This is a genomic window from Streptomyces sp. NPDC096013, assembly GCF_044763565.1.
In the GTDB taxonomy this organism is placed as follows: domain Bacteria; phylum Actinomycetota; class Actinomycetes; order Streptomycetales; family Streptomycetaceae; genus Streptomyces.
The window spans coordinates 958279-985202 of record NZ_JBIWGK010000001.1; the positions used below are offsets into that span (position 1 = coordinate 958279).

A 26924-nucleotide genomic window follows, 5' to 3' on the forward strand; every position below is an offset into this window, starting at 1 on the left:
CAGGGCGTCGGCCCGTTGCCGCGCGCCCGGCGGGAGCGGCGGCGGGTCTGCCGGGCGGGGGGATGGTGCAGCGCCTCGCCGCGCACCCGGACGCGTGGGGGGACTGGCGGATGATCACCTCCGAACCGCTGAGAGAGTGGCCGGAACATGGCACACTGCCCCCAGACTTCGGCGCGTATGGGGAGGCGTGGCTGTGAGTGAACGACGGCCCGCGCCCACCGTGGGCCAAGTGGTGCTGGGCAGAAGGCTGCAGGAGTTGCGTGAGGCGGCCGGCATCAAGCGCGAGGAGGCCGCGCAGGTCCTGCGGGTGGCTCCGGCGACCGTACGGCGGATGGAGATGGCCGAGGTCGCGCTCAAAGTGCCGTACGTCCAGGTGCTGTTGAGCACGTACGGGGTCTCCGATGAGGAGGCGGACGCGTTCATCGCGCTCACCGAGGAGGCGAACCAGCCAGGTTGGTGGCAGCGGTTCCACGACGTGCTGCCCGAGTGGTTCAGCCTGTACGTGAGCCTGGAGGGCGCCGCCGGGCTGATCCGCTCGTACGAACCGCACTTCGTGCCGGGGCTGTTGCAGACCGAGGAGTACGCGCGCGCCGTCATGGAGGCCGGGACGATCGGGCAGACCGGGCCCGAGACGATCGAGCGGCACGTGTCCCTGCGGATGGCCCGGCAGGGTCTGCTGGAACGGGACAGTCAGCCGCACCTGTGGGTCATCATGGACGAGACCGTGCTGCGGCGGCCGGTGAGCATCCGCGGTGAGGTCATGCGCGAACAGCTCGACAAACTCCTGGAGTTCGCGGAGCGGGACCGGGTCACGCTCCAGGTCGCGGAGTTCGACAACGGCCCGCACCCGGGGACGTACGCGCCCTTCTCGCTGTTCCGTTTCACCGAACCGGAGCTGCCCGACATGGTGTTCACGGAGTACCTGACCGGCGCCCTTTACCTGGACTCCCGCACGGAGGTCTCCACGCATCTGGAGGTCCTCGACCACATGACGGCGCACGCCGCGTCCGCGCAGCGCACCAAGAAGATCCTGCGGGACTACCGCGAGACCTTCTGAGCACGGTCCGAGCACGGTCGCCGCCGCCCGGTCCACGGCGGGGTCGCCCGCAGGCCCTGACCCGTACGGGCGCTGTGAACAGGTGCTCTCCCCCGCCCCGCCCTAGGTTCGACACCACGGGCGAGCAAGGGAGCGCAGGTGACGGACACGCGGACACCGCCCACCGAGCCGGGAGCGGCGCTGCTGCGGGCCGGACGGTTCTTCCGCCCGGGCACGGCGGCGGCCGATCTGCACAGCATCGGGCTGGCCGGTGGCCGGGAGGCGGACGCCTTCTACCGGGACAGGTGGAGCCACGACAAGGTGGTGAACTCCACGCACGGTGTGAACTGCACGGGTTCGTGCCGGTGGAAGGTGTACGTCAAGGACGGCATCATCACCTGGGAGACCCAGCAGACGGACTACCCGTCGGTGGGCCCGGACCGCCCCGAGTACGAGCCCCGCGGCTGCCCGCGCGGCGCCGCGTTCTCCTGGTACACGTACTCCCCCACGCGCGTGCGCTACCCGTACATCCGGGGCGTGCTGCTGGAGATGTACCGGGAGGCGAAGAGCCGCCTCCAGGACCCCGTCGACGCCTGGGCCGACATCCAGAACGACCCCGGGCGCCGCCGCCGCTACCAGCGGGCCCGCGGCAAGGGCGGCCTGGTCCGGGCGACCTGGGACGAGGCGGTCGAGATCGTCGCCGCCGCGCACGTCCACACGATCAGGACATACGGTCCCGACCGCATCGCCGGCTTCTCCCCCATCCCGGCGATGTCGATGGTGTCGCACGCGGCGGGTGCCCGCTTCCACTCCCTCATCGGCGCCCCGATGCTGTCGTTCTACGACTGGTACGCGGACCTCCCCGTCGCCTCCCCGCAGGTCTTCGGCGACCAGACCGACGTGCCGGAGTCCGGCGACTGGTGGGACGCCGCGTATCTGATGATGTGGGGCTCCAACGTCCCGGTGACCCGCACCCCGGACGCGCACTGGATGGCGGAGGCCCGCTATCGCGGCCAGAAGGTCGTGGTGGTCGCCCCCGACTACGCGGACAACGCCAAGTTCGCCGATGAGTGGCTGCACCCGCACCCCGGCACGGACGGCGCGCTGGCCCTCGCGATGGGGCACGTCATCCTGAAGGAGTTCTTCGTCGACCGCGAGACCCCCTTCTTCGCGGACTACGTACGGCAGTTCACCGACCTCCCCTTCCTGGTGACCCTCACGGAACGCGACGGCGCGTACGTCCCCGGCAAGTTCCTGCGCGCGGCCGACCTCGGCCGGTCCGACGAGGGCGCCGACTGGAAGACGGTCGTCCTCGACACGGAAACCGGCCGCGCGGTCGTCCCGAACGGCTCCCTCGGCTTCCGCTGGACCGAGTCGGGCAAGGGCAGCTGGAACCTCGAACTCGGGGCGATCAAGCCGCGGTTGAGCCTCTACGGCAGTGAGGTCTCGGCCGGTGTGGAGGTGCTCCTCCCGCGGTTCGACACCGAGGGCGGGACCCATGGACAGGGACGCGGCGAGGTCCTGCGCCGAGGTGTTCCGGCGACCCGCCTCGGCGGGCCCGACGGCCCTCTCGTGACGACCGTCCACGATCTCCTGCTGGCACAGTACGGCGTCTTCCGGCACGGCCTGCCGGGCAGCTGGCCCGCCTCCTACGCCGACGCGCGCACTCCGGGCACACCCGCCTGGCAGGAGGCGCACACCTCCGTCCCGGCCGCCAAGTGCGTCAAGATCGCACGGGAGTTCGCGCGCACGGCGGAACGGTCCAAGGGCCGCTGCATGATCCTGATGGGCGCCGGCACCAACCACTGGTTCCACTCGGAGACGATCTACCGCGCCTTCCTCGCCCTGCTCCAGCTCACCGGCTGCCAGGGCCGCAACGGCGGCGGCTGGGCGCACTACGTCGGCCAGGAGAAGTGCCGCCCCTCCACCGGCTGGGCCACCCTCGCCGCCGCCTCCGACTGGTCCCGCCCGCCCCGCCAGATGATCGGCACCGCCTACTGGTTCCTCCACACCGACCAGTGGCGCTACGACCGCTTCGCCGCCGACGTCCTCGCCTCACCGCTGGGCGAGGGCCGGTTCACGGGGATGACGGGAGCGGACTGCCTGGCTCTGTCGGCGCGCACGGGATGGATGCCGTCGTACCCGACCTTCGACCGCAACCCCCTCGAACTCGGCGAGGCTTTCGGTGACCCGGTCGCGGGCGCGATCGCCCAACTCCGTACCGGGGAGCTGAAGTTCGCGTGCGAGGACCCGGACGCGCCGGAGAACTGGCCGCGGGTGCTGACCCTGTGGCGGGCCAATCTGCTGGGCTCGTCGGCGAAGGGCGCCGAGTACTTCACCAGGCATCTCCTGGGCACCCACTCGTCGTTGCGCGCCGAGGAGGCGCCGGAGGACGTCCGGCCGCGCGACGTCACCTGGCGCGAGGAGGCGCCGGAGGGAAAGGTCGACCTGCTGCTGTCGCTGGATTTCCGGCAGACCTCGTCGACCCTGCTGTCGGACGTGGTGCTGCCCGCCGCCACCTGGTACGAGAAGCACGACCTGTCCAGCACGGACATGCACCCCTACGTCCACTCGTTCACGCCGGCCGTCGACCCGCCGTGGCAGGCGCGGACCGACTTCGACACGTTCAAGGCGCTCGCCGAGCGGCTGAGCGCGCTGGCCGTGGACCATCTCGGGGTGCGCAAGGACCTGGTGGCCACCCCGCTCCAGCACGACACCCCGGGCGAGGTCGCCCAGCCGGGCGGAGTCGTCCTGGACTGGAGGCGCGGGGAGTGCGAACCGGTCCCGGGGAAGACGATGCCCGCGCTCACGGTCGTGGAGCGCGACTACACGGCGATCGGCGCGAAGTTCGCCGCGCTCGGCCCGCTGGTGGAGGAACTCGGCCTGCCCGCCAAGGGAATCGTCCTCACACCGGACCAAGAGGTGCAGCAACTGCGGGAGTTGAACGGCGTCGGCCACGAGGGCCGTCCCTCCCTCGACACGGCGGTGAAGGCCGCCAACACCATTCTCGCGCTCTCCGGCACCACCAACGGCCGCCTCTCCACGCAGGGTTTCCGCACCCTGGAGGAGCGCACCGGACAGCCGATGGCGCATCTCGCCGCCGAGCACGAGGGCAAGCGGGTCACCTACGCCGACACCCAGGCCGCACCCGTCCCGGTGATCACCTCGCCGGAGTGGTCGGGGAGCGAGTCCGGCGGGCGGCGCTACACGGCGTTCACGCAGAACATCGAGCAGCTCAAGCCGTGGCACACGCTCACCGGGCGCCAGCACTTCTTCCTGGACCACGACTGGATCCACGAACTGGGCGAGGCGCTCCCGGTGTACCGGCCGCCGCTCGACATGCACCGGCTGTTCGGCGAGCCGGTCCTCGGCCCGGACGGGCAACGGGAGGTGACGGTCCGATACCTCACCCCGCACAACAAGTGGTCCATCCACTCCGAGTACCAGGACAACCTGTTCATGCTGGCGCTGTCCCGGGGCGGCCAGAACATCTGGATGTCCCCGCAGGACGCGGAGGCGATCGGCGTCGTCGACAACGACTGGATCGAGGCGGTCAACCGCAACGGCGTGGTCGTGGCCCGCGCGGTCGTCTCGCACCGGATGCCGCCCGGCACGGTCTACATGCACCACGCGCAGGAACGCACGGTCAACGTCCCCGTCACGGAGACCACCGGCAAGCGCGGCGGCATCCACAACTCGCTCACCCGGCTGATCCTCAAGCCGTCCCATCTCATCGGCGGCTACGCCCAGTTGAGCTGGGCCTTCAACTACCTGGGCCCGACGGGCAACCAGCGTGACGAGGTGACGGTCATCCGTCGCCGCAGCCAGGAGGTCGAGTACTGATGCGTCCGATGGCCCAGATCGCCATGGTCATGAACCTCGACAAGTGCATCGGCTGCCATACGTGTTCGGTCACCTGCAAGCAGGCGTGGACCAACCGGCGGGGCATGGAGTACGTCTGGTTCAACAACGTCGAGACCCGCCCCGGACAGGGCTACCCGCGCCGCTACGAGGACCAGGAACGCTGGCGCGGCGGCTGGGAGCTGAACCGTCGCGGCGCCCTCAAGCTGAAGGCCGGCGGCCGGTTCAGGAAGCTCGCCGGGATCTTCTCCAACCCCGAACTCCCGGAGATCAAGGACTACTACGAGCCCTGGACCTACGACTACAAGAACCTCACCGACGCCCCGCTCGGCGACGACTACCCGGTGGCTCAGCCGGTCTCGCAGCTCGACGGCAAGCCGATGAAGATCGAGTGGTCGGCGAACTGGGACGACAACCTCGCGGGCGCCCCGGCCTACGGCGACCTCGACCCGATGGTCGAGCGGACCCGTCAACAGGCCTCGGACAAGGTGAAGTTCGAGTTCGAGCAGGCCTTCATGTTCTATCTGCCGCGCATCTGCGAGCACTGCCTCAACCCGGCCTGCGTGGCGTCCTGTCCGTCCGGCGCGATGTACAAGCGGGCCGAGGACGGCATCGTCCTGGTCGACCAGGACCGCTGCCGGGGCTGGCGGATGTGCGTGACGGGATGCCCGTACAAGAAGGTGTACTTCAACCACCGCACCGGCAAGGCCGAGAAGTGCACGCTCTGCTATCCCCGCCTCGAAGTGGGCCTGCCCACCGTGTGTTCGGAGACCTGCGTGGGGCGGCTGCGGTATCTCGGGGTGATGCTGTACGACGCCGACAAGGTGACCGAGGCGGCCGAGGTGCGGGACGAAAAGGCTCTGTACGAGGCGCAGTTGGGGGTGTTCCTCGATCCGCACGACCCCGAGGTGCGGCGGGCCTGCGAGGAGGCGGGCATCCCGTACGACTGGATGGAGGCGGCCCGCCGCTCCCCCGTGCGGACGCTGATCTCCGAGTACCGGGTGGCGCTCCCCCTCCATCCCGAGTACCGCACGATGCCGATGGTCTGGTACATCCCGCCGCTGTCGCCGGTGGTCGACGCGCTGACGGAGACCGGGCACGACGGCGAAAACGCGGGCAACCTCTTCGGCGCGATCGACACGCTCCGCATCCCCCTCGAATACCTCGCGGAGCTCTTCACCGCCGGTGATGTCGCCCCGGTCCGGGCCTCGTTGGAGAAGCTCGCCGCGATGCGCTCCCACATGCGGGCGATCAACCTCGGCGAGGAACCCGACCCAGCGACCGCCGCCGCGATCGGGATGACACCCGAGGAGATCGAGGCGATGTACCGGCTGCTGGCGATCGCCAAGTACGAGGACCGGTACGTGATTCCGACGGCGGCGGTCGGGGACGCGCGCAGGCTGGAGGAGTCCGCGCTGCCCGACGAGTGCGGCGTCGGCCACCACGACGAACCCGGCACGGTCGGCGACGGGCCGTTCGGCCGGGACTCGGGGCGCAAGCTGCTGCCGATCGTGTCCGTGGAGAACTTCCACGCGCTGCGCGACCGGCAGACCGCGGACCACCCGGACCACGACACGAAGGATGCCTGATGCCCTCGGACGCTGTGCTGTACCAGGCGGCCGCGCTCTGCCTGACCTACCCCGACGACGACTTCCGAGCCCGGCTCCCCCTGCTGCGCGAAGCCGCCCCGCAACTACGGGAGTTCGCCGACCACGCGGCCCTCACCCCGCCCCAGGACCTGGCCGCGCACTACGTCCAGGTCTTCGACTTCAAGAACCGGCACAGCCTGTACCTGAGTTGGTGGCACGACGGCGACACCCGGCGACGCGGCATGTCCCTGGTCCGCTTCAAGGACCTCTACCGGGCCCACGGGCTGGAGTTCACCGGCGAGGAGCTGCCCGACTTCCTCCCCGCGGTCCTGGAGTTCACGGCCCGCACCGGCAACCTCGACCTCCTCACCGAGTACCGCGCCGCCCTGGACCGGCTCCGCTCCCGCCTGGCCGACTTCGGCACCCCCTACGCGACCGTCCTGGACGCCGTCTGCGCCACCCTGCCCCCCGCCCCGGCCGAGGCACGCCGATGAGCACCTTCCTGTGGGGCGCCCTGCCCTACCTCGCCCTGGTCCTCCTGGTCGCCGGCCTCTTCTGGCGCCACCGCTACGACAAGTTCGGCTGGACGACGCGTTCCTCCCAGGTCTACGAGTCGAGACTCCTCAACATCGCCTCCCCCGCCTTCCACTACGGCATCCTGTTCGTCCTCGCGGGCCACCTGGTGGGCCTGTTCATCCCCGAGTCCTGGACCCGCACGGCCGGCATCAGCGAGCACACGTACCACCTGTTCTCCCTCTACGGCGGCACCGCGGCCGGCGTCCTCACGGTCACCGGCATCCTGCTCCTCCTCTACCGCCGCCGCACGAACGCACCCGTGTTCCGGGCGACCACCGTCAACGACAAGCTGATGTACGTCGTCCTGTTCGCGGCGATCGTGATGGGCATGGTGGCCAAGCTGACCCATGCCTCCGGGAACGGCTACAACTACCGGGATTCCATGGCCCCTTGGGCCCGCAGCCTCTTCACCCTCCAGCCGAGGACGGACCTGATGACGGGCGTTCCGGTGCTGTACCAGGTCCACGCGGTGATCGGCATGACGCTGATCGCCCTGGTGCCGTACACCCGCCTGGTCCACATGTTCAGCGCACCGGTGCAGTACCTGTTCCGCCCGTACGTGGTCTACCGCAGCCGCGACACCGGGGAGCTGGGGCCGCGGCCGGAGCGGCGGGGGTGGGAGCGGACCGGGAGTTAGGCCGCGGGGCCCTTCGTGTCGCGTTCGTCATCGACGATCTCCGCGTCGACGACGCCTTCCTCCTCCTGCTGCTGTGCGGAGCCGGGCTCGTCGGTGTCCTGCGCCTGCTCCGTGGGCGCCTGCTGGGCGGCCTGTGCGTACATCGCCTGGCCCATGCGCTGGCTGACGGTGGCGAGTTTCTCCACGGAGGCGCGCAACTCGGCCGTGTCGGCGGTGTGTTCCAGCAGGGACTTCACCTCCGCGGCCGCCGCCTCGACCTCCGTCCTGATGTCCCCCGGAACGCGTTCCTCGTTCTCCTGGATGAACTTCTCGGTCTGGTAGACGAGTTGCTCGGCCTGGTTGCGGGTCTCGGCGGCCTCGCGGCGCCTGCGGTCCTCGTCGGCGTACTGCTCGGCCTCCCGCATCATCCGGTCGATGTCGTCCTTGGCGAGCGCCGAACCCCCGGTGACGGTCATCTTCTGCTCGCGGGCGGTGGCCAGGTCCTTGGCCGAGACGTGCATGATGCCGTTCGCGTCGATGTCGAAGGCGACCTCGATCTGCGGGACCCCGCGCGGGGCGGGCGGCAGACCCGTGAGGTCGAAGACGCCCAGCTTCTTGTTGTACGCGGCGATCTCACGCTCGCCCTGATACACCTGGATGCCGACCGAGGGCTGGTTGTCGGTGGCGGTGGTGAAGATCTCCGAACGCCGGGTCGGGATGGTCGTGTTGCGTTCGATGAGCGTCGTCATGATGCCGCCCTTGGTCTCGATGCCCAGGGACAGCGGAGTGACGTCGAGCAGCAGGACGTCCTTCACGTCGCCGCGGATGACCCCGGCCTGGAGCGCCGCGCCGACCGCCACGACCTCGTCCGGGTTGACGCCCTTGTGCGGGTCCTTGCCGGTGAGTTCCTTGACGAGGTCGGTGACGGCGGGCATCCGGGTCGAGCCGCCGACGAGGATGACGTGGTCGACGGCGGAGAGCTTGATGCCGGCGTCCTTGACCGCCTGGTGGAAGGGGGTTTTGCAGCGGTCCAGCAGATCGGCGGTGAGTTCCTGGAACCCGGCGCGGGTCAGCTTCTCGTCGAGGTGCAGCGGGCCGTCGGCGGAGGCGGTGATGTAGGGCAGGTTGATCGTCGTCTCGGAGGACGAGGACAGCTCGATCTTCGCCTTCTCCGCTCCCTCGCGCAGGCGTTGGAGCGCCATCTTGTCCTTGCCGAGGTCGACGCCGTACTGCCCCTTGAACTTCTTCACGAGGTGGTCGACGACCCGTTGGTCCCAGTCGTCGCCGCCGAGATGCGTGTCGCCGTTGGTGGCCTTGACCTCGATGACGCCGTCGCCGATCTCCAGCAGCGACACGTCGAAGGTGCCGCCGCCGAGGTCGAAGACCAGCACGGTCTGCTCCTCGCCCCGGTCCAGGCCGTAGGCGAGCGCGGCGGCGGTCGGTTCGTTGATGATCCGCAGCACCTTCAGGCCCGCGATCTCGCCGGCCTCCTTGGTGGCCTGGCGCTGGGAGTCGTCGAAGTAGGCGGGGACGGTGATCACGGCGTCGGTGACGTCCTCGCCGAGATAGGCCTCCGCGTCCCGCTTCAGTTTCTGCAGCACGCGCGCCGACAACTCCTGGGCGCGGTACCGCGTTCCGTCGATGGCGCCTGTGTCCGGGAACCGCCACGCTGTGTCTCCCATGTGGCGTTTCACCGAGCGCGCGGTGCGCTCGATGTTCGTCACGGCCTGCCGTTTGGCGACCTCGCCGACCAGCACCTCGCCGTTCTTCGCGAAGGCCACGACCGAGGGGGTGGTCCTCGCCCCCTCGGCGTTGGCGACCACTGTCGCCTCGCCGCCCTCCAGCACCGCGACCACCGAGTTCGTGGTCCCCAGATCGATTCCGACCGCGCGTCCCATCGCCGTCCCCTTCCGCCAGGCGCTGCCCGATCTCCAGCACAAAACTTGAGTACGGGAATGTCAATGCCGCACCCGGTTTTCCGGGCGCGGCATCGAGCGGGAGCGGTGGCGGGGGTCAGGCGGATTCCACCGTCAGCGTGATCGTCGTGCCCGCGAGGGCCTGGCTGACCGGGCAGTTCTTCTTGGCGTCCTCGGCGGCGGCCTTGAAGCCGTCCGCGTCCAGGCCGGGGACCTCGCCGCGGACGGTCAGGTGGATGCCGGTGATGCCCTCGCCGGGCTGGAAGGTGACGTCGGCCTTGGTCTCCAGACGGGTGGGCGGGGTGCCCGCGCCGGCCAGGCCGTGGGACAGCGCCATCGAGAAGCAGCTGGAGTGCGCGGCGGCGATCAGTTCCTCGGGGCTGGTCTTGCCGTTGGCCTGCTCGGCGCGCGACGCCCAGGACACCGGCTGTACGCCGATGCCTGACGAGTCGAAGGTGACGTCTCCGCTGCCCTGGAGGAGGTTGCCTTCCCAGACGGTGTGTGCGGTGCGCGTGGTTGCCACGGTGATTCCTTTCGATGCGGATGTCGTTCGGTGCCCATCCGATCACATTCCTGTTCAGCGCACGCGGAAGACCGGCCCGCGGGCGGTGAACGGCAGACGAGCGTTCTGCGGTATCAGATAGGCGTGTTCGCGCCGCACCCGCAGCACGTCGCACCAGCCGTCCGTGATGACGAGGACGGGCGCGCCCGGCGGGAAGTCGTCGGCGCGCTGGAGCAGGTCGATGCCGGGCTGAAGGACCGTACCGCCGCGCCCGTGGACGCGGACCCGGCCCGCGATGTCGGTGACCGCCACATAGCCCGCGTCGTGCGGGGCCGCGTCGCAGAACACGACCCGGGCGGCCGGTACGTCACGGGCCTCGGCGTACGAGGCGATCGCGCCCAGCGCCTTGCCGAGGAGGGTGCGGTCCATGGAGCCGGAGGTGTCGAGGACGACGCCGAAGGTGCAGCGGGCGATCTCCTCCGGTGGGAACCAGTGACCGGCGCGCGGGATGTCGGGCGTGGAGGACTGGCGGCGCGAGGGGCGGGCGTACGACCGGACGGGCTCGGGGCGCGGCACGAACTCGTCGAACCAGCGGGCCAGTCGTGCGTCCCACGGCAGCGGCGGATGGCTCAGCGTGCGGATCTCCTCGACCAGCCCGCCGGGCAGGAAGCCGCGTTCGTGCTGCTGGTGCAGGTCCAGGCCGCGGGCGAGGCCGCGCCGGTAGAACTCGTCGAGGTCCACGTAGTCGCGCGCACTGCCGAGCGGGCCGCCGAGGATGTCGCCGGCGCCCTTGCCGCGCAGGGTGGCCAGCCGGCGTGTCCGGCGCAGGTCGCCGGCGATCCGGTCGTAGACCTCCTCGGCGGAGAGGTCCTTCAACTCCGGGTCGTACAGCAGGCCTTCGGGCATCCGGCCGACGTCCATCTCGCGCAGCCAGCCGTTGATGACGTAGTCGGCGGCGATGTTGAACAGGAGCGGGTCGCGGGTGCCGCAGCGGTCGCCGTGGCGCAGTGCGGCGTGCAGCATCTCGTGGGCGAGGACGAACCGCCATTCCTCGTCGTCGAACGAGCGCAGCGGGTTGATGTAGATCTCTGCGGCGCCGGTGTCGACGGCGGCGACGGAGATGCCGTGGGCGCGGGCGAGTTCGGCGTCGGCGACGACCTTGATGCCGGCCGCGATGCCGCCGAGGAGCGGGTAGGAGGAGACGAACCAGCTCAACGCCCTTTCCCAGGGCTGGAGTCGGGTGGGCCCGCCGTACATCGAGTCGCGGCGACCGCCGGCCAGGTCCATCGCGACCGACATGGTCCGGGTCAGCGCGCCGGCGAAGGCGAGCTGCCAGTCCACGGGCTTGCCGGGCCAGCCCTGCCAGGGCACGAGCCGCTGGTCGGGGGCGCCACCGGCCGTACCGCAGTGCTCGTAGGCGGCCGGGATGCCGTCCTGGCGCCAGCGGGCCGCGAGCCGCTCCTCGTCGCCCGCGGGGTAGGCGACGGGCAGGTCTTCGGGGGTGCGGCCGATCGGGAAGGTGAGCAGGAAGCGGTTGACGACGACGCAGCGGGCGGCGAGGTCGAAGCGGTCGGGCTGTGCGCGCTCGCCGTGCGCGCCGGGGACGTGTCCGAAGCCGAGGTGGAGGAGGGCGTGCGCGATGGCCCAGGCCCATTCGGCGGGTTCGGCGAGCCGGGTGGCGTGCGCGTGGAGGTAGCCGTTGGAGTTGACGAGCACGAGCCCGTCCTGGGGCGCGGCCCGGCACTCCTCGTCCCGGCACAGCTCGAAGTCGATCGCGGCGAGCGCGGGGTTGGCCCACACGAGCTTCAGCCCCGCGGCGAAGGCCTCGGCGGCCGGGTCCTTCTTCTTCTCGGGGTCCTTCCGGCGCGTTCGGCTCACCTTCGCGCCTCCACCAGCCGGGGCATGTCCCGGGCCGCCTCCACGAGAAACCAGGCGGGCAGGACCGGGTTGCCGTCCTCGTCCGACGCGATGACGCTCTGGGCCACCTCGACGGAGATCTCGGCGAGTTGCACGAGCAGGGACTTGGCGCGGTAGGCGGTCCGGCGGCCGCTCGCCGACAAGTGGTCCTTGCTGGCCGGGAGTTCCTTGATCAGGCGGCCCCGGAAGGACTCGGCGAGGTAGTACAGCAGGTCGCGGTCCTCGGTCCGGTGGGGCCAGCGGGCGTCGCCCTTGAGGACGGCCTCGATGCCGAACCGGCTGCGCACGATCTTGACGTAGCCGCAGAACGCGACCGCGTGGGCCGGCGTCAGCGTGCCGTGCGCGATGACCTTCAGGGTGTCCTCGTCGAGGTCGGGCCCGAAGGAGCCCAGCGCGTCGGAGAGCATGTGCCAGGACCGGGGCGTGGAGAAGGGCTCCTCGGTCTTCGGCGGCTTGGACCACAGGTGGTCGGGCCGGTCGGTGAGGTGGTCCAGGACCCACGGGTGAATCCCGTGGGCGGCGGCCCAGTTCAGCCAGTCCTTCGGGGACGCCTCCAGGTGGACGTGGGTGAGCCGGTTGATCAGCGCGGACGAGATCGGCCGGGCCAGCGCGTTGTCGGTCGCCCGGTTGCCCGCGCCGATCACGATGGAGCCCTTGGGGAGTTCGTAGGTGCCGATCCGGCGGTCCAGGATCAGCGAGTAGAACGCCTTCTGCACATCCGGTGTGGCCGCGTTGAGTTCGTCGAGGAACAGGCAGTACGGCTCGTCCCGCGCGATCGACTCCGGCGGGCAGAACACCGAGCGGCCGTCCCGGATCTGCGGGACGCCGATCAGGTCCTCGGGGGCGAGCTGCGTACCGAGCAGGCTGACGCACTCCAAGCCCAGCGACTGGGCGAACTCCCTTACCAGGGACGACTTTCCGATGCCGGGCGCACCCCAGATGAACACCGGGCGGACGGTCGCGAGGCCGAGCAGCAACTCCGGTATCCGGGCAGGGGTGACGGTGACAGCAGCCTGCAAAGGAGGCTCTCCTCAAGGGGGTTCGACAAGGGCGCGAGCGCGCTCCGGTGCCCCCAGTGTGTGCCCGCGGCCCACCCGGCGCAGCCGATTTTCAGGCGGCGCGCTCCTCCGGCCCGGCCGCCAGCGGCACTTGGGGTCCGTTGCACTCGCGCAGCCAGCGCCGCAGGACCCGGTGGACGTGCTCGGCGCCGACGAGGTCCTCGCCGTCCTCGACCGGGGGCGAGAAGGTGTGCGGCGAGAGCAGGAACGGCCTGGCCTGGGAGCCGCCGAGGCCGCCGTGGGAGCCGATCTGCTCCTCGAAGGCGAGGACTTCGCCCTCGGCGGGGTCGTACCAGGAGTTGACCATGATGTCGGCGGTGTGCGGGAAGGAGTGGGTGCGCCGGACGGCGTCCGCGACGCCGGGGCCGAAGTCCGCCAACGGGCCCTGTTTGTCGTCGAGTTCGGCCACCGGGAGTTCCGCGCCGTGCGCGCCGAGGACGACCCCGCCGTGCTCCTCGCTGCGGACGAGGACGAAGCCGACGCCGGGGTGGTTCGCGAGGGTCGTCAGCAGTGCCGGATGACGGGCGTCGATCTCCTCCTTGGTCATGCGGTGCGGCACGTCGGGGAAGGAGACCAGGCCGAGGTTGCCGGAGGCCAGCACGACCGGCTCGGAGCGGCGGCCGGGCTGGGGGTGGAGCCCGTCGCCCTTCTCGACCGGTCGGCGCAGTGCCGCGCGGACGGCGGCGCGGGCCTCGGCGCCGCTGTGGGTGCGGCGGGCGCGGCGCGGCACGGGCAGCCCGCAGCCCGCGCGCACCAGGTCGCCGAGGGTGAGGCCGTAGCGGCCCTGGAAGGTCTCGCCGGGGCTCTGGCCGTGGTCGGAGAGGACGACGATGCGGTACGGGCGGGGGGCGTGCTCGGCGACGTTCTCGATCAACGCGAGGGCGCGGTCGAGGCGTTGGAGGACCTTGGCGGCGTCGCGGCTGCGTGGTCCGGAGTGGTGGGCGACCTCGTCGTAGGCCACGAGGTCGGCGTAGACGGCGGTGCGGCCGGCGAGCATGTCGCCCATGACGGCCGCGACGACGACGTCACGCTCGACGACGGTCGCGAAGGCACGGACGAGGGGATAGAGGCCGCCGCGTTTGATCCGGGGGCGCTGCTTGGTGAGGCGGGCGCGGGTCGACTGGCCGATCTCGCGGCCGACCTCGGCCACGAAGGACATCGCGGTGCGGACGGCGTTGGCGGGGTCGGAGAAGTAGGCGAAGTAGCCGGCGCGGGAGCGGTTCTCCCGTTGCCTGCGGCGGGTCGCGATGGACAGGACGAGGGCCTGTTCGTCGGCGCCGCCGCTGAACAGGTTGCCACGGCTGGCGCCGTCCACGGTGAGCAGGCCGCCGTCGCCGGTGTGCTCGATGGCACGGCGCTGGAGTTCGGCGGCGCTGGTCGGGCGGTTGCAGACCATCACCTCGCCGGTGTCCTTCTCGTACCAGCGGAACGCGGGGATGTCGTGGTTCGAGCCGTGCAGGATGCCGAGCTGGCTGGCGCCGGTCTGGCTGGACCAGTCAGTGCGCCAGGGGGTGAGGCGGTGGCTGGGGCGGTCGCCGCCGAGGAGTCTCGCGACGGTCGGCATCAGGCCCCTGGCGATCGCGCCGAGCAGGACGTCGTGGCCGACGCCGTCGAGCTGGAGGAAGACGGTGCCGGGGCTGGACGGGCCGGGCGGCAGGGTTCTTCGGCGGCGGTCGGCGAGGCGGTAGAGGCGGCGGCGGTAGGCGTCGTCGTCGCGGACGGCGAGGGCACCGCCGGTGGCGGAGGCGACGGCGGACATCACGGCGGCCACGACGACGGCGGTCTCGGGGGCGACCTGGCCGCGCAGTCCGCCGTCCGGGTTGATGCGCAGGGCGATCAGCAGCAGCGACCCGTTGAGCACGAACACGAGGAGGCCGAGGACGAGCGCGGGCACGAGCAGCAGCAGCCGTACCAGCAGCGGCCAGACCAGGGCCGACAGCAGACCGAAGGCGCCGGCGCCGAGCGCGGCCGTGACCGCGATGCGGGTCGCGCTGTCGCCGTCCGCCGACTGGAGCTGGAAGTCCGGCAGGATGCCGGCGAGCACCAGCATGGTGACCGTGGAGACCGCCCACACCGCGACGCTGCGCCCGATCTGACTGGCGAGCCGCCGCCAACGCCCTCGACCCACGCCCCGTACACCTCACGTCCCTGGCCCGTCGACCTGGCGGGCCTCCCCCAGCCTGTCATACGGGACGGAGGGCGCCCGGTGCCAGGTTGGCGGGTCCGCGCCCGGTGCGGCGAGAGCATGTGCGGGGCGTCGCGCGGCGGACGGGAAGGGGTCGCGCGGCGGACAGCATGGGTCGGACAGGCCCCTAGCGGCCGTCGTAGCCCGCCGTCGGCATCGACAGACGGCGATGCACGCGGGCCTTCGCCTGCGCGTCGTAGGAGGGTTCCGCCCGGCCGACCGTCTCGATGCGGACCCCGCGTCGCGCGCACTCGTCGGTGAACTCCTCGACGGACGACAGCGCGCTCTCCAGGACCCGGCGGCTGGGGGCGACGAACAGGTCTAGGCCGGGGCGGACGCCGTCCCACAGGGCGCAGTGGTCGGGGCGCAGACCGCGCACCAGAAGTTCGCGGGCGATCACATAGCCGTGGTCGGCGGCCCAGCGGGCGCACATCGCGTGCTGGCTGCGGGAGTCCACCAGGAAGGGGTCCTCGTCCAGCTCCTCCAGCGGTGTCAGGCTGGCGATCGCCGTGACCCGCACCGGCACGGGCATACCGGAGGCACCGCGCACCTGTCCCATGGCGTCCCCCTCACCTCCGGGTTTCGCCGCCGACCCTACTCCTGCCCGTAGGCTTCGGGGGAGTCGCGCGAAGGAGGCAAAGAAGGTGCCGGTGGAGATCACCTGGTGGGGTCACGCCACCTGCACGATCGAGGACTCGGACGTACGCGTCCTCACCGACCCCCTGTTCGCGCGCCGCCTCGCGCATCTGCGGCGCCGCCGGGGCGCGGTGCCGCCGGCCGGCGCCCGGCGCGCGGACCTGGCGCTCGTCTCCCACCTGCACGCCGACCACCTGCACCTTCCCTCACTCGCGGGCCTCGCTCCCGGTACGCGCCTGCTGGTGCCCCGGGGCGCACTCCGCGCGGTGCCGGGACTGCGCCGGCTCCGGCAGCTGCGGATCGAGGAAATGGCCCCCGGCGACCGGACCCGCGTCGGTGACCTGGTCGTACGGGCCGTCCCCGCCCGGCACGACGGACGCCGGCTGCCGGTCGGACCGCACCGGTCCCCCGCGCTGGGCTACGTCGTCGAGGGCGAGGCGCGGACCTACTTCGCCGGGGACACCGGGCTGTTCGACGACATGGCCAAGGAGGTCGGGCCGGTCGACGTGGCGCTGCTGCCGGTGGGCGGCTGGGGTCCGTATCTCGGCGAGGGGCATCTCGACGCGGGCCGCGCGGCCCAGGCCCTCGCCCGGCTCGCGCCGCGCAGCGCGGTGCCGGTGCACTACGGCACGTACTGGCCGATCGGGATGGACGCGGTGCGCCCGCACGAATTCCACACGCCGGGCGACGAGTTCGTACGGATCGCCGCGCAGCTCGCGCCGTCGGTGTCGGTGCACCGGCTCGGGCACGGGGAGAGCGTGCGCCCGGAGGCCGCCCGGTGACATGGATAGCGGAGGCGCTGTCCGCGACCGCGACGACCTCGCCCGAGTCCACCCAACAGGCCATCGGGTACCCGACCTTGTTCCTGCTGGTGCTGTTCGGGGCGCTGGTGCCGGTGATTCCGACCGGGGCGCTGGTGAGTTCGGCGGCGGTGGTCGCGTTTCATCAGACGGCGCCGTTCGCGCTGGCGCTGGTGTTCGTCACGGCTTCGCTGGCCGCGTTTCTCGGGGACATCGCCCTGTATTGGCTGGGGCGGCGGGGGATGGGGTCGAAGAACGGGTCGCGGTGGCTGGAGGCGATTCGGGCGCGGGCGCCGGAGGAGCGGCTGGAGCAGGCGCAGGCGAAGCTCGCCGATCATGGCGTGGCCGTGCTGGTGCTGTCCCGGTTGGTGCCGGCCGGCCGGATTCCGGTGATGTTGGCCTGCCTGATGGCGGAGTGGCCGATCCGTCGGTTCGCGCGGGGGAACGCGCCCGCGTGTCTGGCGTGGGCCGTGACGTATCAGCTGATCGGCATCCTGGGGGGCTCGCTGTTCCCCGAGCCCTGGGAGGGTGTGGTGGCGGCCGTCGCGTTGACCGTGGTGATCAGTGTGGTGCCCAGTCTGTGGAAGCGGGTCCGGGCTGCCGGCTGATGTTCCTTCGCGGGGTGCGGAGGCGGTGTGGCCGGTCGCGCCCCGCGGCGGGGCCGCACATCGGCACAGCCCCGCGCGACGGACGGGAAGTGTCGGACAGGCCCTACGGCATCTCGTCCAGGACTCCTGACGCCCCGACCGGCAGATCCCACAGGTCCTGCCTCGCCAGGCCCGCCTTCTCCCAGGCCGCGCGCACCCTTGTCAGGGGTTCCAGGACCGGTTCGGCCGACAGGACGAAGGTGCCCCAGTGCATCGGAGCCATCCGTCGCGCGCCCAGGTCCTGTGCGGCCTGGACCGCTTCCTCCGGGTCGCAGTGGACGTCGCTCAGCCACCAGCGCGGGTCGTAGGCGCCGATGGGGAGGAGGGCGAGGTCGATTCCCGGGTAGCGGTGGCCGATTCGGGTGAACCAGTGTCCGTAGCCCGTGTCGCCGGCGAAGTAGACGCGCCTTCCGTCGGGGGCTGTCAGGACCCAACCGCCCCACAGGGAACGGCAGGTGTCGGTGAGGGTGCGCTTGGACCAGTGGTGGGCGGGGACGAAGTCGAGGCGGACGCCGTCGAGTTGGGCCGCTTCCCACCAGTCGAGCTCGGTGACGTGGGTGAATCTGCGGCGGCGGAACCAGCTGCCGAGGCCGGCGGGGGCGAACACCGGGGTGTGGCGCGGGAGTCGGCGCAGGGTGGGGGCGTCGAGGTGGTCGTAGTGGTTGTGGCTGATGACGACGGCGTCGATGGGAGGGAGTGATTCCCAGGCGACGCCCACGGGGGTGATCCGGGCCGGGGTGCCGAGGATGCGGCGGGACCAGACCGGGTCGGTGAGGATGGTCAGGCCGCCGATCCGGACCACCCAACTGGCGTGGCCCGCCCAGGTGACGGCGACGGTCAGGGCGTCCACCTGGGGCAACGGCGCGGGGGCGAAGGGGAGTTGGGGGATGTCGGCGAGGCCCTCGGGGCGGGGTCGCACGGAACCCTCGCGGGCGAAGCGGGCGACGGCCTTGAGGCCGGGGAGCGGGGCGGTGAGCCGGTCGTGGAAGGCGCGCGGCCACACACGGCGCTCGCCGAGCGGGCGGGGTTCGGCCAGGGGCGGGGAGGAGGGGGTCAACGGGGGCGCCTGGTCGGCGGGTTGCCGTGTGGTCGTACCGCTGGTGGTCGACTCGGACTGCTGCGTCATCGAGGAGGCTCCCATCGCTGAGCGTCGTCGCGGAGATCGTCGAAGATCGACCTCAAGGACATCAACGCGCGTTGCACGTGTGGCAGTTCCAACGGCAGGGGTGACGTGAGACATTCCGCGCGTTCCGCGTCCGTACGGCCCAGCAGTGGCCCGGTGGACAGCCGTACCCGCAGCGCGCCGAGGTCGTCGCCGAACCGGTGGCCGCCGGGTGCGGGCATGCCGAGCCGGGCGGTGAGGAACTCCTCCAGGTCCTGCGCGTCGCCCACTGCCCGCGGGGTGAGCGCGTGGCGCAACGGCCCGAGGTCGACGTAGAGATGACGTCCCGCCTGCGGCGGCCGGGAGAACGCGCCCGCCCCGGTGACGGCGGCGTGCGCGGCGGCGGCCACACGCGCGTGGAGGCCCACGGCCGTGTCGCGGCGGGCGAGGACGGGCGGGGGTTCGCCGAGGGCGTGGCCGGCCGCGGCGGCGACCGGGGCGGCGACGCGGGCGCCGAGCGCGGTGAGGACGTCGAGCACACGCGCGCGGAGAGCCTGTCCCGCGTGGCCTGCGGGGAAGCGGGCGACGGCGGCGGGCCAGCCGGACGGCAGGAGCGCGCCGGCCAGGTCGGTGACGACGGTGACCCGGTCGGGCAGCATCTCGGCGGGGCTGAGCAGCATGGTGCCCCGGGGTGCGTGCAGGGTGTCGCGCCAGGTCTCGTCGCTGACCAGGTGCAGCCCCTCGGCGGCGGCGGCCTCCACGGTCTCGTGCATGACCTCGGGCGGCGCCACGGTCGCGGTCGGGTCGTCGGCCACCGAGAGGACGAGCAGCCGCGGGTCGCCGCCCTCGTCCCGGACCCGGCGCACGGTCTCCAGCAGGGCGTACGGATCGGGCACCCCGCCGCACTCGGCCGGGGTGCCCACATGGAACACGGATCTGCCCAGCAGACGGGCGTACGGCGCCCACCAGGCGGCGCAGGGTCTCGGCACCAGGACGTCACCGCCGAGCGCGGCGGTCAGCGCGACCAGCAGCGCGGGGGCGCCCGGGGCGGCGGCGACACGGGCGAGGTCGGCAGGCAGGCCGCGGCGTTCGAAGTAGCCGCCGGCCGCGTCGAGCAGGACGGGGCCGCCGCCGACGGGCTGTTCCTCGGTGCGGGACGCGGCGGCGGCGAGCACATCGGCCAGTTCCGGCAGTACGGGCAGGCCGTCGTCGGGGAACACGGGACCGTACCGCACAGGCCCCTGGCCTACCGCGTCCGCCTGCCGCATGGTGCCTCCGCGCAGTCCCTCGTGCAGTGCCGTGCCGTGTGCCGTTCGGGCCCTCAGTGCCCCGGCGTCCGCCTGCGCAGCCGGTACACGGCACCTCCGAAGGCAGCCGCGATCAGTACACCACCGGCGACCAGAGCCGGAACGGAGTCGGTGAAGGTACCGCCCTCCCCCGCCCGCACCCCGCGCTGCACCGCGGCGGGCACGTCACCGCCACAGGCCTCCCCCCGGGGCTCCTCGCACGGCGGCCGGCCGCCGCCACCCCCGTCCCCGCGCTCGATGCTGAAGGTCGCGCTCCAGGGCCTGCCCTGTCCCCCGGGCGGCGCCGGGCAGGTTCCGTCCACGGTCCACGCGGAGTCCCGCTCGACCCCGTCCGTGGAGATCCGCGCGGTCCCCCGGTAGGCGGTTCCCGCGGCGCGGTCGTCGTTGCCGGGCACGCGCTGGAGCTGCACGGTTCCGTCGTCGAATCCCTGGGACGTCGCGTCGATGGTCTCGGCCGCGGCTCCCCCGATCCCCTCACATGTGACAGAGACGGTGACGCTCCCGCCCGCCCGCACACTGCTCGGACTGACCTCGGCCCCCGGATCGGCGGCCACAGCGGGCCCGGCGGCGCCGACAAGGCCGACGACGGCCAGAGCAAGGGCGGTGCGACGCATGAGCGGGTCTCCTTAGACCGAGGACGACGGCACCACCATCGAAGCCCGAGCGCCGGAGTGCCGCGCGCGGCCGGCCCCCATTGGCGGTAAGGAGAGAGCCGAGCGGGTGAACACGGCCCGGCCGGGGCTTTCGGAGTCGCGGCGGCTGTATCGAGGTGCGGCTTCGCCGCGTGGGCGGTACCGGCCGGGCCGCGCCGGACCGGACCCGGACCCGGACCCGGACCCGATACCTACACCTACACCGGCACCGGCACCGGCACCTAGGCCGCGCCCTCCAGAACCTGCTCCCGAATCCGCCGACAGCACCGGTTGATCAACCGCGAGACATGCATCTGCGAGATCCCGAACCGCTCGGCGATCCGGCTCTGTGTCATATCCCCGAAGAACCGCAGATACAGAATCTCCCGGTCCCGCTCGGGCAACGCGGCCAGCCGGGGCCTCACCGCCTCCCGGTCGACGACGACATCCAACGCCGGATCAGCACCCCCGAGCACGTCCCCCAGCGAAAACCCGTCGGAACCGCCGGAGGCCTCCGCGTCCAGCGACAGCGCGCTGAAACTCTCCAACGCCTCGAGCCCCAGCCGCACCTCCTCCTCGGAGAGACACGCGTGCCCGGCGATCTCGCTCACGGTGGGCCGCCGCCCCGGCGTCGTCTGGGCCAGCTCCAGCCCGGCGACCCGCACCCGGTTCCGCAGATCCTGCACCCGCCGCGGCACATGCAGCGTCCACAGGTGATCCCGGAAGTGCCGCTTGATCTCCCCGGTGATCGTCGGCACCGCGTAGCTCTCGAAGGCGCTGCCCCGCTCGGGGTCGTACCGGTCGACGGCCTTGACCAGCCCGAGGGCGGCGACCTGGCGCAGGTCCTCGGTGTTCTCGCCCCGGTTGCGGAACCGTCCCGCGAGCCGGTCGGCCATGGGCCGCCAGTCCTCGACGATGCGTGCGCGGACGATGTCGCGCTGCGGGCCGGGCGGCAGCGCGGCGAGGGCGCGGAAGGCCTCCGCGGTGTCGGGGGCGTCGCGGTGCGCGAGGCGTTTCGTGCTCGTGCGGGCAGGCCGAGTGGGCATGGTGCGTCACAACTCCCTTGAGCATGCTCCGGGTTGGACGGTCACCGTCGGTGGGATCGCGTGTGCGGTCCAGCGCTGGAACTCCGCCTGCCCCCGACCCCTGGGGGCAAACACCCCCCGGTCGCCCCTCAGTCCCGCTCGCGTGCCCCCTGCCGGGTCCGGCCGGGGGCGACGAGGCGACGCGGATGGCGGCGCAGATACTCGCCCTCCAGTCCGGCCATACGGTTGTTGTGGGCGCGCAGCGCGTCGTTCGAGCCGTACAGCAGGGTGTCGTGGCGCGTGCGGTGGATGGTCTCCAGCTCCTTCATGAGCTGGGAATCGTCCAGGCGCGCAGGGTCGACTCCGGTCATGGTGTGCCCCGCTCGTCGAGTCTCACGGTCCTTGAAGCCACTGTACGAACATTCCGGCGTTCCGGCCCCGCGGCCCGTGCGCCGAGGTGGCCGGCGCCCGGCACGCGGGGCCTACCGCGCACGCTCCACCCGCCGCTCGTCCCACACCGGCTCGGTGGTCTCGCGGACCTTTCCGTCGCTGCCGAAGACCAGGTAGCGGTCGAAGGAGCGAGCGAACCAGCGGTCGTGCGTCACGGAGAGCACCGTCCCGTCGAACGCCTCCAGCCCTTCCTGCAAGGCCTCGGCGGACTCCAGGTCGAGGTTGTCGGTCGGCTCGTCGAGCAGGAGAGCGGTGACGCCCTGGAGCTCCAGCAGCAGGATCTGGAAGCGGGCCTGCTGGCCGCCGGAGAGCCGGTCGAAGCTCTGCTCGGCCTGGCCGGTCAGCTCGTAGCGCCGCAGCCGGGACATCGCGGGGCCCTGGGCCTGCGCGTGCTCCTTCCACAGGATGTCGAGGAGGGTGCGGCCCTGGAGCTCGGGGTGGGCGTGGGTCTGCGCGAAGTGGCCGGGCACGACGCGCGCGCCGAGCTTCCACTCCCCGGTGTGCTTCACGTCCTCGCCGGCGAGGAGGCGCAGGAAGTGCGACTTGCCCGAGCCGTTCGAGCCGAGGACCGCGACGCGTTCGCCGTAGAAGACCTCCAGGTCGAAGGGCTTCATCAGGCCCGTCAGCTCAAGTCCCTTGCAGGTGACGGCCCTTACGCCGGTGCGGCCGCCCTTGATGCGCATGGTGATGTCCTGCTCGCGCGGCGGCTCGGGCGGCGGTCCCGCTTCCTCGAACTTGCGCAGCCGGGTCTGGGCGGCGGCGTAGCGGGACGCCAACTCGTGGCTGATGGAGGCCGCCTGACGGAGGTTCAGGACGAGCTTCTTCAGCTGGGCGTGCTTCTCGTCCCAGCGGCGGCGCAACTCCTCGAAGCGGGCGAAGCGTTCGCGCCGGGCCTCGTGGTACGTGGCGAAGCCGCCGCCGTGCACCCAGGCGTCGGCGCCGGTCGGCGAGGGCTCCACGGAGACGATCTTCTCGGCGGCGCGGGCGAGGAGTTCACGGTCGTGGGAGACGAACAGGACCGTCTTGCGGGTCTCCTTGAGCCGCTCCTCCAGCCATCGCTTGCCGGGCACGTCGAGGTAGTTGTCCGGCTCGTCGAGCAGCAGCACCTCTTCGCTGCCGCGCAGCAGCGCCTCCAGCACGAGCCGCTTCTGCTCACCGCCGGAGAGCGTGCTCACCTGCCGGAACTGCGCCTTGTCGTACGGCACTCCGAGCGCGGCCATGGTGCACATGTCCCACAGGGTCTCGAACTCGTAGCCGTGCACCTCGGCCCAGTCCGACAGGGCCTGGGCGTAGGCGAGTTGGGCCGCCTCGTCGTCGACGGTCATGATGCCGTGCTCGGCCCTGTCGACCTCGGCCGCGACCTCGCGGATGCGCGGCGGGGCGACCGACACGAGCAGGTCCCGTACGGTCGTCTCGTCGCGTACGGAGCCCACGAACTGGCGCATCACGCCGAGGCCGCCGCTCACGGTGACCGTGCCGCCGTGCGGTTTCAGCTCGCCGGAGATCAGCCGCAGCAGGGTCGTCTTGCCCGCGCCGTTGGGCCCGACCAGGGCGACCACGGAGCCTTCGCCGACCCGGAAGGACACATCGCCCAGGAGCGGCCTCCCATCGGGGAGGTAGTACTCGAGGTGTGCGGCTTCCAGATGTCCCATGACCACGCATTCTGTGGGGCGGCCTCACGGCCGGGCAAACGCTTATTGTGCCCGTCAGGGCCTCGTCCAGGGCTCGTCCCGGGCTCGTCCGGGGCTTCTCCGGGCCTCGCCATGACCTGGCCCGGAGCTTCGCCGGAGCCTCATGACCTGGCCCGGAGCCTCGCTAGGGCTTCTGGTCCTCGTCGAGCGGCTGGCCCGCCGGGCCGCCGTCCGTGTCCGGTGCCGCCGTCTCCACCAGGGCGCCCTCCCAGGACAGTGCCTTCCAGCCGTCGGCCGGGGAGCCCTCCAGGATCACGATGCCGGTGTTGTCGAGGGGGCGGGCGGCGGCGAAGTCCACGTCGACGTTGCCCGCGCGGGCGGAGGTCCACATCCGGATCGCGGCGCCGTGGCTGACCATGGCGACGGTGCGGGCGCCGCTGTCGGCGGCCTCCGCGACCACGGCGTCGTAGCGGGCGAGGGCCTCGGCGCCGCTCTCGCCGCCCGGCATCCGCAGCTCCGTGTCGCCGGCCGCCCACGCGAAGACGATCCGCATGTACTCGTGGCCGGGCTCCTGGTCGCCCGGGAGCATCTCCAGGTCGCCCGCGGTCAGCTCGCGGAGGCCGTCGCGGATCTGCACGTCGAGGCCGCGGGCGGCGGCCAGCGGGGCGGCGGTGTGCTGGGTGCGGATGAGGGTGGAGGCGTAGAGGGCGTCGATGTCCTCGTCGGCGAGGGCCTCGGGGAGCGCGGCGGCCTGGCGGCGGCCGAGGTCGGTCAGCTCGGCGCCGGGTATGGCCGTGTCGAGGCGGAAGGCCACGTTGGCCGTGGTCTGGCCGTGGCGGATGAGGATCAGGCGCATGCGGGGGTCCTCCGAAGAACGGTCCGCCGGGGGTCGGAGCGAAACGGCCGGTCGACGGTGGACGCGGTCCGCCGACGGCCGGAGCCGAGGGTGAGCCGCCGGTGGAGTCGGTCCGCCGGGCGGCAAAGAGCCATTTCAGGGTACCCGGCAGGGCATGAGCACCGACGTCGACCTCACGGTCCCCCTGCCCGGCCGGCACGCCCTGCGCGACTGGCTGCTCTCCCTGGACAGCCGCTTCTTCGAGATGGCGGCGGAGCGGAAGTGGCCCGCGGCCCAGCCCGTGCTGCCGCGGCTGAGCCGGAGCGCCAATCACGGCGTGCTGTGGTTCGCTACGGCCGCCGCGGTGGCCGCGAGCCGTACACCGCGGGCCCGGCGAGCCGCCGCCAAGGGCATCGCCTCCTTGTCCCTGGCCTCCTTCGCGATCAACACGATCGGCAAGCGGTCCGTGCGCCGCGCCCGGCCCGCCCTGGACCCGGTGCCGATGAGCCGGCAGCTGAAGCGGCAGCCGATCACCACCTCGTTCCCGTCCGGTCACGCGGCGTCGGCGGCGGCCTTCGCGACCGGTGTGGCCCTGGAGTCCCCGGCGTGGGGCGCGGTGGTGGCGCCGATCGCGCTGTCGGTGGCCGCGTCCCGGGTCTACACCGGTGTCCACTTCCCGAGCGATGTGCTGGCGGGGGCCGCGCTGGGCGCGTGCGCGGCGTTCGCGGTGCGCGGCATGGTGCCGGCGCGCTGGCAGAGCGTGCCGCAGGCCCGTGCCCGCGCCGAGGCACCGGCGCTGCCGGACGGCGAAGGTCCGGTCATGGTGGTCGACTCGGTGTCGGGCACCTAGGACCGGGCCGAGGCGCTGACGGACTTCCTGCCGGGGCGCGGAGGTCGTCGCGTGTGAACCGGCGCTCCTCCACGTCGAGTTGGAGAGAAGGCGACGGCCCGTGCCCGGGTCTCGGGGTGTGCGGCGGCGACGGCACGGTGAACGCGGCGGCCGCGGTCGCCCTGCGCCAAGGCCTGTCCCTCGCGGTCCTCCCGCGCGGCACCCTCAATCACTTCGCGTACGGCCTCGGGGTGGAGGGTGCGCGCGATCCGAGCAAGGCGATCGAGCGGGGTGACGCCGTCCGCGTGGACGTCGGCCGGTTCAGGTCCGGCGCCACCGGGGGCATCCTCCTCAACACCCTGAGCCTGGGCGCCTGTCCGGAGCCGGTGCGGGCGCGGGAGCGCTGGGCGCCCCGGATCGGCGGCTGGTCGGCGGGGGTGCCGGCGGCCCTGCGGGTGCCGCGCGCCGACCGGCATCCACCGGAGGCCGAAGTGGGCGGCCGTACCCGGCCGTTGTGGCTGCTGTTCGCCGGGAACGGTGCGTATCGCCGGATGCCGGATGGGGATCGCTTCCGGCCGCCGCGTCGACCTGGCGGACGGGCGTCTCGACATCCGGATCGTGCACGGCGGCCGTAGACCCGTGCTCCGGCTGCTCGCGGCGGCGCTTGCGGGCCCGTTCACCCTCCCCCGGCTGCGCCTGAGCGGCCTGGCCCCCGGCACGCTGCTCACCTCCGACGGTGAAGCCACCGACGTGGAGGGGGACTTGCTGCTGGAGGAACAGCCCGAGGCGCCGACGGTGTACCGCCCGCCGACGGAGTCCCTGATCACCCGTCAGTCCATATCGTAAAACGTGGGTCTCATCATTCGGCATGCGCGCGTACCTTCAGGATGACGAAGAAGCCGCCGCGAAGGGGTAGGTAGAGCCATGCCGAAGCCGCAGGAGACCGCTGTCTACACGCACGGGCACCACGAGTCCGTGCTGCGTTCCCACACCCGGAGGACCGCCGCCAACTCCGCGGCCTACCTGCTCGGTTCACTCAAGCCGCACATGAAGATCCTGGACATCGGCTGCGGCCCGGGCACCATCACCGCGGACCTGGCGGCGCTGGTCCCGGACGGGCAGGTCACCGGGGTCGACCACGCGCCGGGCATCCTGGACCAGGCCCGGGACACGGCGGCCCGACGCGGCCTGGACAACGTGGACTTCGCGGTCGCGGACGTCCACGCGCTGGACTATCCGGACGACACGTTCTGCGTGGTCCACGCCCATCAGGTGCTCCAGCACGTGGGCGATCCGGTGCGGGCGCTGAAGGAGATGAAGCGGGTCACCAAGCCCGGCGGCTTCATCGCCGCCCGCGACGCGGACTACGCGGCGATGACCTGGCACCCGGAGGTGCCGGAGCTGGACGGCTGGCTGGACCTGTACCGCCGGGTGGCCCGGGCCAACGGCGGGGAACCGGACGCGGGACGCCGTCTCAAGTCGTGGGCACGGCAGGCGGGGCTGACCGACGTCACGGCCACGTCCAGCACCTGGACGTTCCACACTCCGGACGAGCGGTCCTGGTGGAGCGGCCTGTGGGCGGACCGTACCGTCGCGTCCTCGTACGCCGGAATCGCCACCGGGGGCGGCCATACGACCACCGAGGAGCTGGAGGCCGTGGCGGGGGCGTGGCGGGAGTGGGGGAAGCAGGACGACGGCTGGTTCGCCGTGCTGCACGGGGAGATCCTGGCCCGCAAGGACGTCTGAGCCGCGGGATCGGGGGCATCCGGGCGTC

Annotated in this window: 21 protein-coding genes and 1 pseudogene; 9 read left to right on the forward strand and 13 right to left on the reverse strand. The window is 72.1% G+C overall.

Translation table 11 applies throughout. The features are described 5' to 3' along the window. Positions 1-193: 193 nt before the first annotated feature. The 5 genes from ACIRB1_RS04200 (at position 194) to narI (ending at position 7699) form a co-directional block, all read left to right on the forward strand. Positions 194-1057, forward strand: a complete 864-nt coding sequence (locus ACIRB1_RS04200) for a helix-turn-helix domain-containing protein (RefSeq protein ID WP_403464496.1) — start codon at positions 194-196, stop codon at positions 1055-1057. Between the two features lie 138 nt (positions 1058-1195). Beyond that, entirely contained in the window at positions 1196-4879 is a 3684-nt protein-coding gene (locus tag ACIRB1_RS04205) for a nitrate reductase subunit alpha (RefSeq protein WP_403464497.1), read from the forward strand. After that, a complete protein-coding gene (narH, locus tag ACIRB1_RS04210; protein WP_352177532.1) occupies positions 4879-6486 on the forward strand; it encodes a nitrate reductase subunit beta in 1608 nt (535 codons plus the stop codon). The genes ACIRB1_RS04205 and narH overlap by 1 nt, the downstream gene beginning before the upstream one ends. Continuing rightward, the gene (gene narJ, locus ACIRB1_RS04215) at positions 6486-6980 is read left to right on the forward strand and encodes a nitrate reductase molybdenum cofactor assembly chaperone (RefSeq protein WP_403464498.1); all 495 of its coding nucleotides are present in this window, start codon (positions 6486-6488) and stop codon (positions 6978-6980) included. Before narH ends, narJ begins: the two co-directional genes overlap by 1 nt. Next, positions 6977-7699, forward strand: a complete 723-nt coding sequence (narI, locus tag ACIRB1_RS04220) for a respiratory nitrate reductase subunit gamma (RefSeq protein ID WP_403464499.1) — start codon at positions 6977-6979, stop codon at positions 7697-7699. Before narJ ends, narI begins: the two co-directional genes overlap by 4 nt. On the opposite strand, the gene dnaK is transcribed toward narI, so the two are convergent. From dnaK to ACIRB1_RS04250, 6 genes are all read right to left on the reverse strand, one after another. Then, positions 7696-9576 (reverse strand): molecular chaperone DnaK, encoded by a 1881-nt coding sequence (dnaK, locus tag ACIRB1_RS04225; RefSeq protein WP_403464500.1) that lies wholly within the window; start codon positions 9574-9576, stop codon positions 7696-7698. The two genes, narI and dnaK, sit on opposite strands and share 4 nt — an antisense overlap. Before the next feature lie 115 nt (positions 9577-9691). After that, positions 9692-10117, reverse strand: coding sequence for an OsmC family protein (locus ACIRB1_RS04230; protein ID WP_266774099.1), 426 nt, complete (start codon positions 10115-10117; stop codon positions 9692-9694). A gap of 54 nt (positions 10118-10171) precedes the next feature. After that, complete coding sequence (locus ACIRB1_RS04235; RefSeq protein ID WP_352177536.1) at positions 10172-11974, reverse strand: DUF2201 family putative metallopeptidase; 1803 nt, start codon at positions 11972-11974, stop codon at positions 10172-10174. Continuing rightward, positions 11971-13032, reverse strand: coding sequence for an ATP-binding protein (locus ACIRB1_RS04240; protein WP_403464501.1), 1062 nt, complete (start codon positions 13030-13032; stop codon positions 11971-11973). Before ACIRB1_RS04240 ends, ACIRB1_RS04235 begins: the two co-directional genes overlap by 4 nt. 91 nt (positions 13033-13123) lie before the next feature. Then, positions 13124-15199, reverse strand: coding sequence for a phage holin family protein (locus ACIRB1_RS04245; RefSeq protein WP_403464502.1), 2076 nt, complete (start codon positions 15197-15199; stop codon positions 13124-13126). Positions 15200-15383: 184 nt separating this feature from the next. After that, a complete protein-coding gene (locus ACIRB1_RS04250; RefSeq protein WP_266774095.1) occupies positions 15384-15815 on the reverse strand; it encodes a hypothetical protein in 432 nt (143 codons plus the stop codon). A gap of 85 nt (positions 15816-15900) precedes the next feature. Between ACIRB1_RS04250 and ACIRB1_RS04255 the strand changes: the two genes are divergently transcribed. Further along, positions 15901-16674: an MBL fold metallo-hydrolase gene (locus tag ACIRB1_RS04255; RefSeq protein WP_352177539.1), complete on the forward strand. Its 774-nt coding sequence runs from the start codon at positions 15901-15903 to the stop codon at positions 16672-16674. After that, on the forward strand, positions 16671-17300 hold the full coding sequence (locus tag ACIRB1_RS04260; protein ID WP_403464503.1) for a DedA family protein: 630 nt from the start codon (positions 16671-16673) through the stop codon (positions 17298-17300). Before ACIRB1_RS04255 ends, ACIRB1_RS04260 begins: the two co-directional genes overlap by 4 nt. Before the next feature lie 103 nt (positions 17301-17403). Here the strand turns inward: ACIRB1_RS04260 and ACIRB1_RS04265 are convergent, their stop codons facing one another. The 7 genes from ACIRB1_RS04265 to ACIRB1_RS04295 form a co-directional block, all read right to left on the reverse strand. Then, complete coding sequence (locus tag ACIRB1_RS04265; RefSeq protein ID WP_403464504.1) at positions 17404-18465, reverse strand: MBL fold metallo-hydrolase; 1062 nt, start codon at positions 18463-18465, stop codon at positions 17404-17406. Then, the gene (locus tag ACIRB1_RS04270; RefSeq protein WP_403464505.1) at positions 18462-19709 is read right to left on the reverse strand and encodes an aminotransferase class I/II-fold pyridoxal phosphate-dependent enzyme; all 1248 of its coding nucleotides are present in this window, start codon (positions 19707-19709) and stop codon (positions 18462-18464) included. The genes ACIRB1_RS04265 and ACIRB1_RS04270 overlap by 4 nt, the downstream gene beginning before the upstream one ends. A 53-nt stretch (positions 19710-19762) precedes the next feature. Continuing rightward, complete coding sequence (locus tag ACIRB1_RS04275) at positions 19763-20362, reverse strand: hypothetical protein (RefSeq protein WP_352177543.1); 600 nt, start codon at positions 20360-20362, stop codon at positions 19763-19765. Between the two features lie 260 nt (positions 20363-20622). Continuing rightward, on the reverse strand, positions 20623-21426 hold the full coding sequence (locus ACIRB1_RS04280) for a SigB/SigF/SigG family RNA polymerase sigma factor (protein WP_352177544.1): 804 nt from the start codon (positions 21424-21426) through the stop codon (positions 20623-20625). Positions 21427-21554: 128 nt separating this feature from the next. After that, positions 21555-21776 carry a DUF6158 family protein gene (locus ACIRB1_RS04285; protein WP_352177545.1) on the reverse strand — a complete coding sequence of 74 codons (222 nt, stop codon included), beginning with the start codon at positions 21774-21776 and terminating at the stop codon, positions 21555-21557. Positions 21777-21887: 111 nt separating this feature from the next. Continuing rightward, positions 21888-23507 (reverse strand): ABC-F family ATP-binding cassette domain-containing protein, encoded by a 1620-nt coding sequence (locus ACIRB1_RS04290; RefSeq protein ID WP_352177546.1) that lies wholly within the window; start codon positions 23505-23507, stop codon positions 21888-21890. 163 nt (positions 23508-23670) lie between these two features. Then, positions 23671-24342 carry a histidine phosphatase family protein gene (locus ACIRB1_RS04295; protein ID WP_352177547.1) on the reverse strand — a complete coding sequence of 224 codons (672 nt, stop codon included), beginning with the start codon at positions 24340-24342 and terminating at the stop codon, positions 23671-23673. Positions 24343-24496: 154 nt separating this feature from the next. Between ACIRB1_RS04295 and ACIRB1_RS04300 the strand changes: the two are divergent. Next, positions 24497-25996, forward strand: a pseudogene (locus ACIRB1_RS04300) (bifunctional phosphatase PAP2/diacylglycerol kinase family protein). Between the two features lie 78 nt (positions 25997-26074). Continuing rightward, positions 26075-26896, forward strand: a complete 822-nt coding sequence (locus ACIRB1_RS04305; protein WP_403464506.1) for a class I SAM-dependent methyltransferase — start codon at positions 26075-26077, stop codon at positions 26894-26896. Positions 26897-26924: the final 28 nt, after the last annotated feature.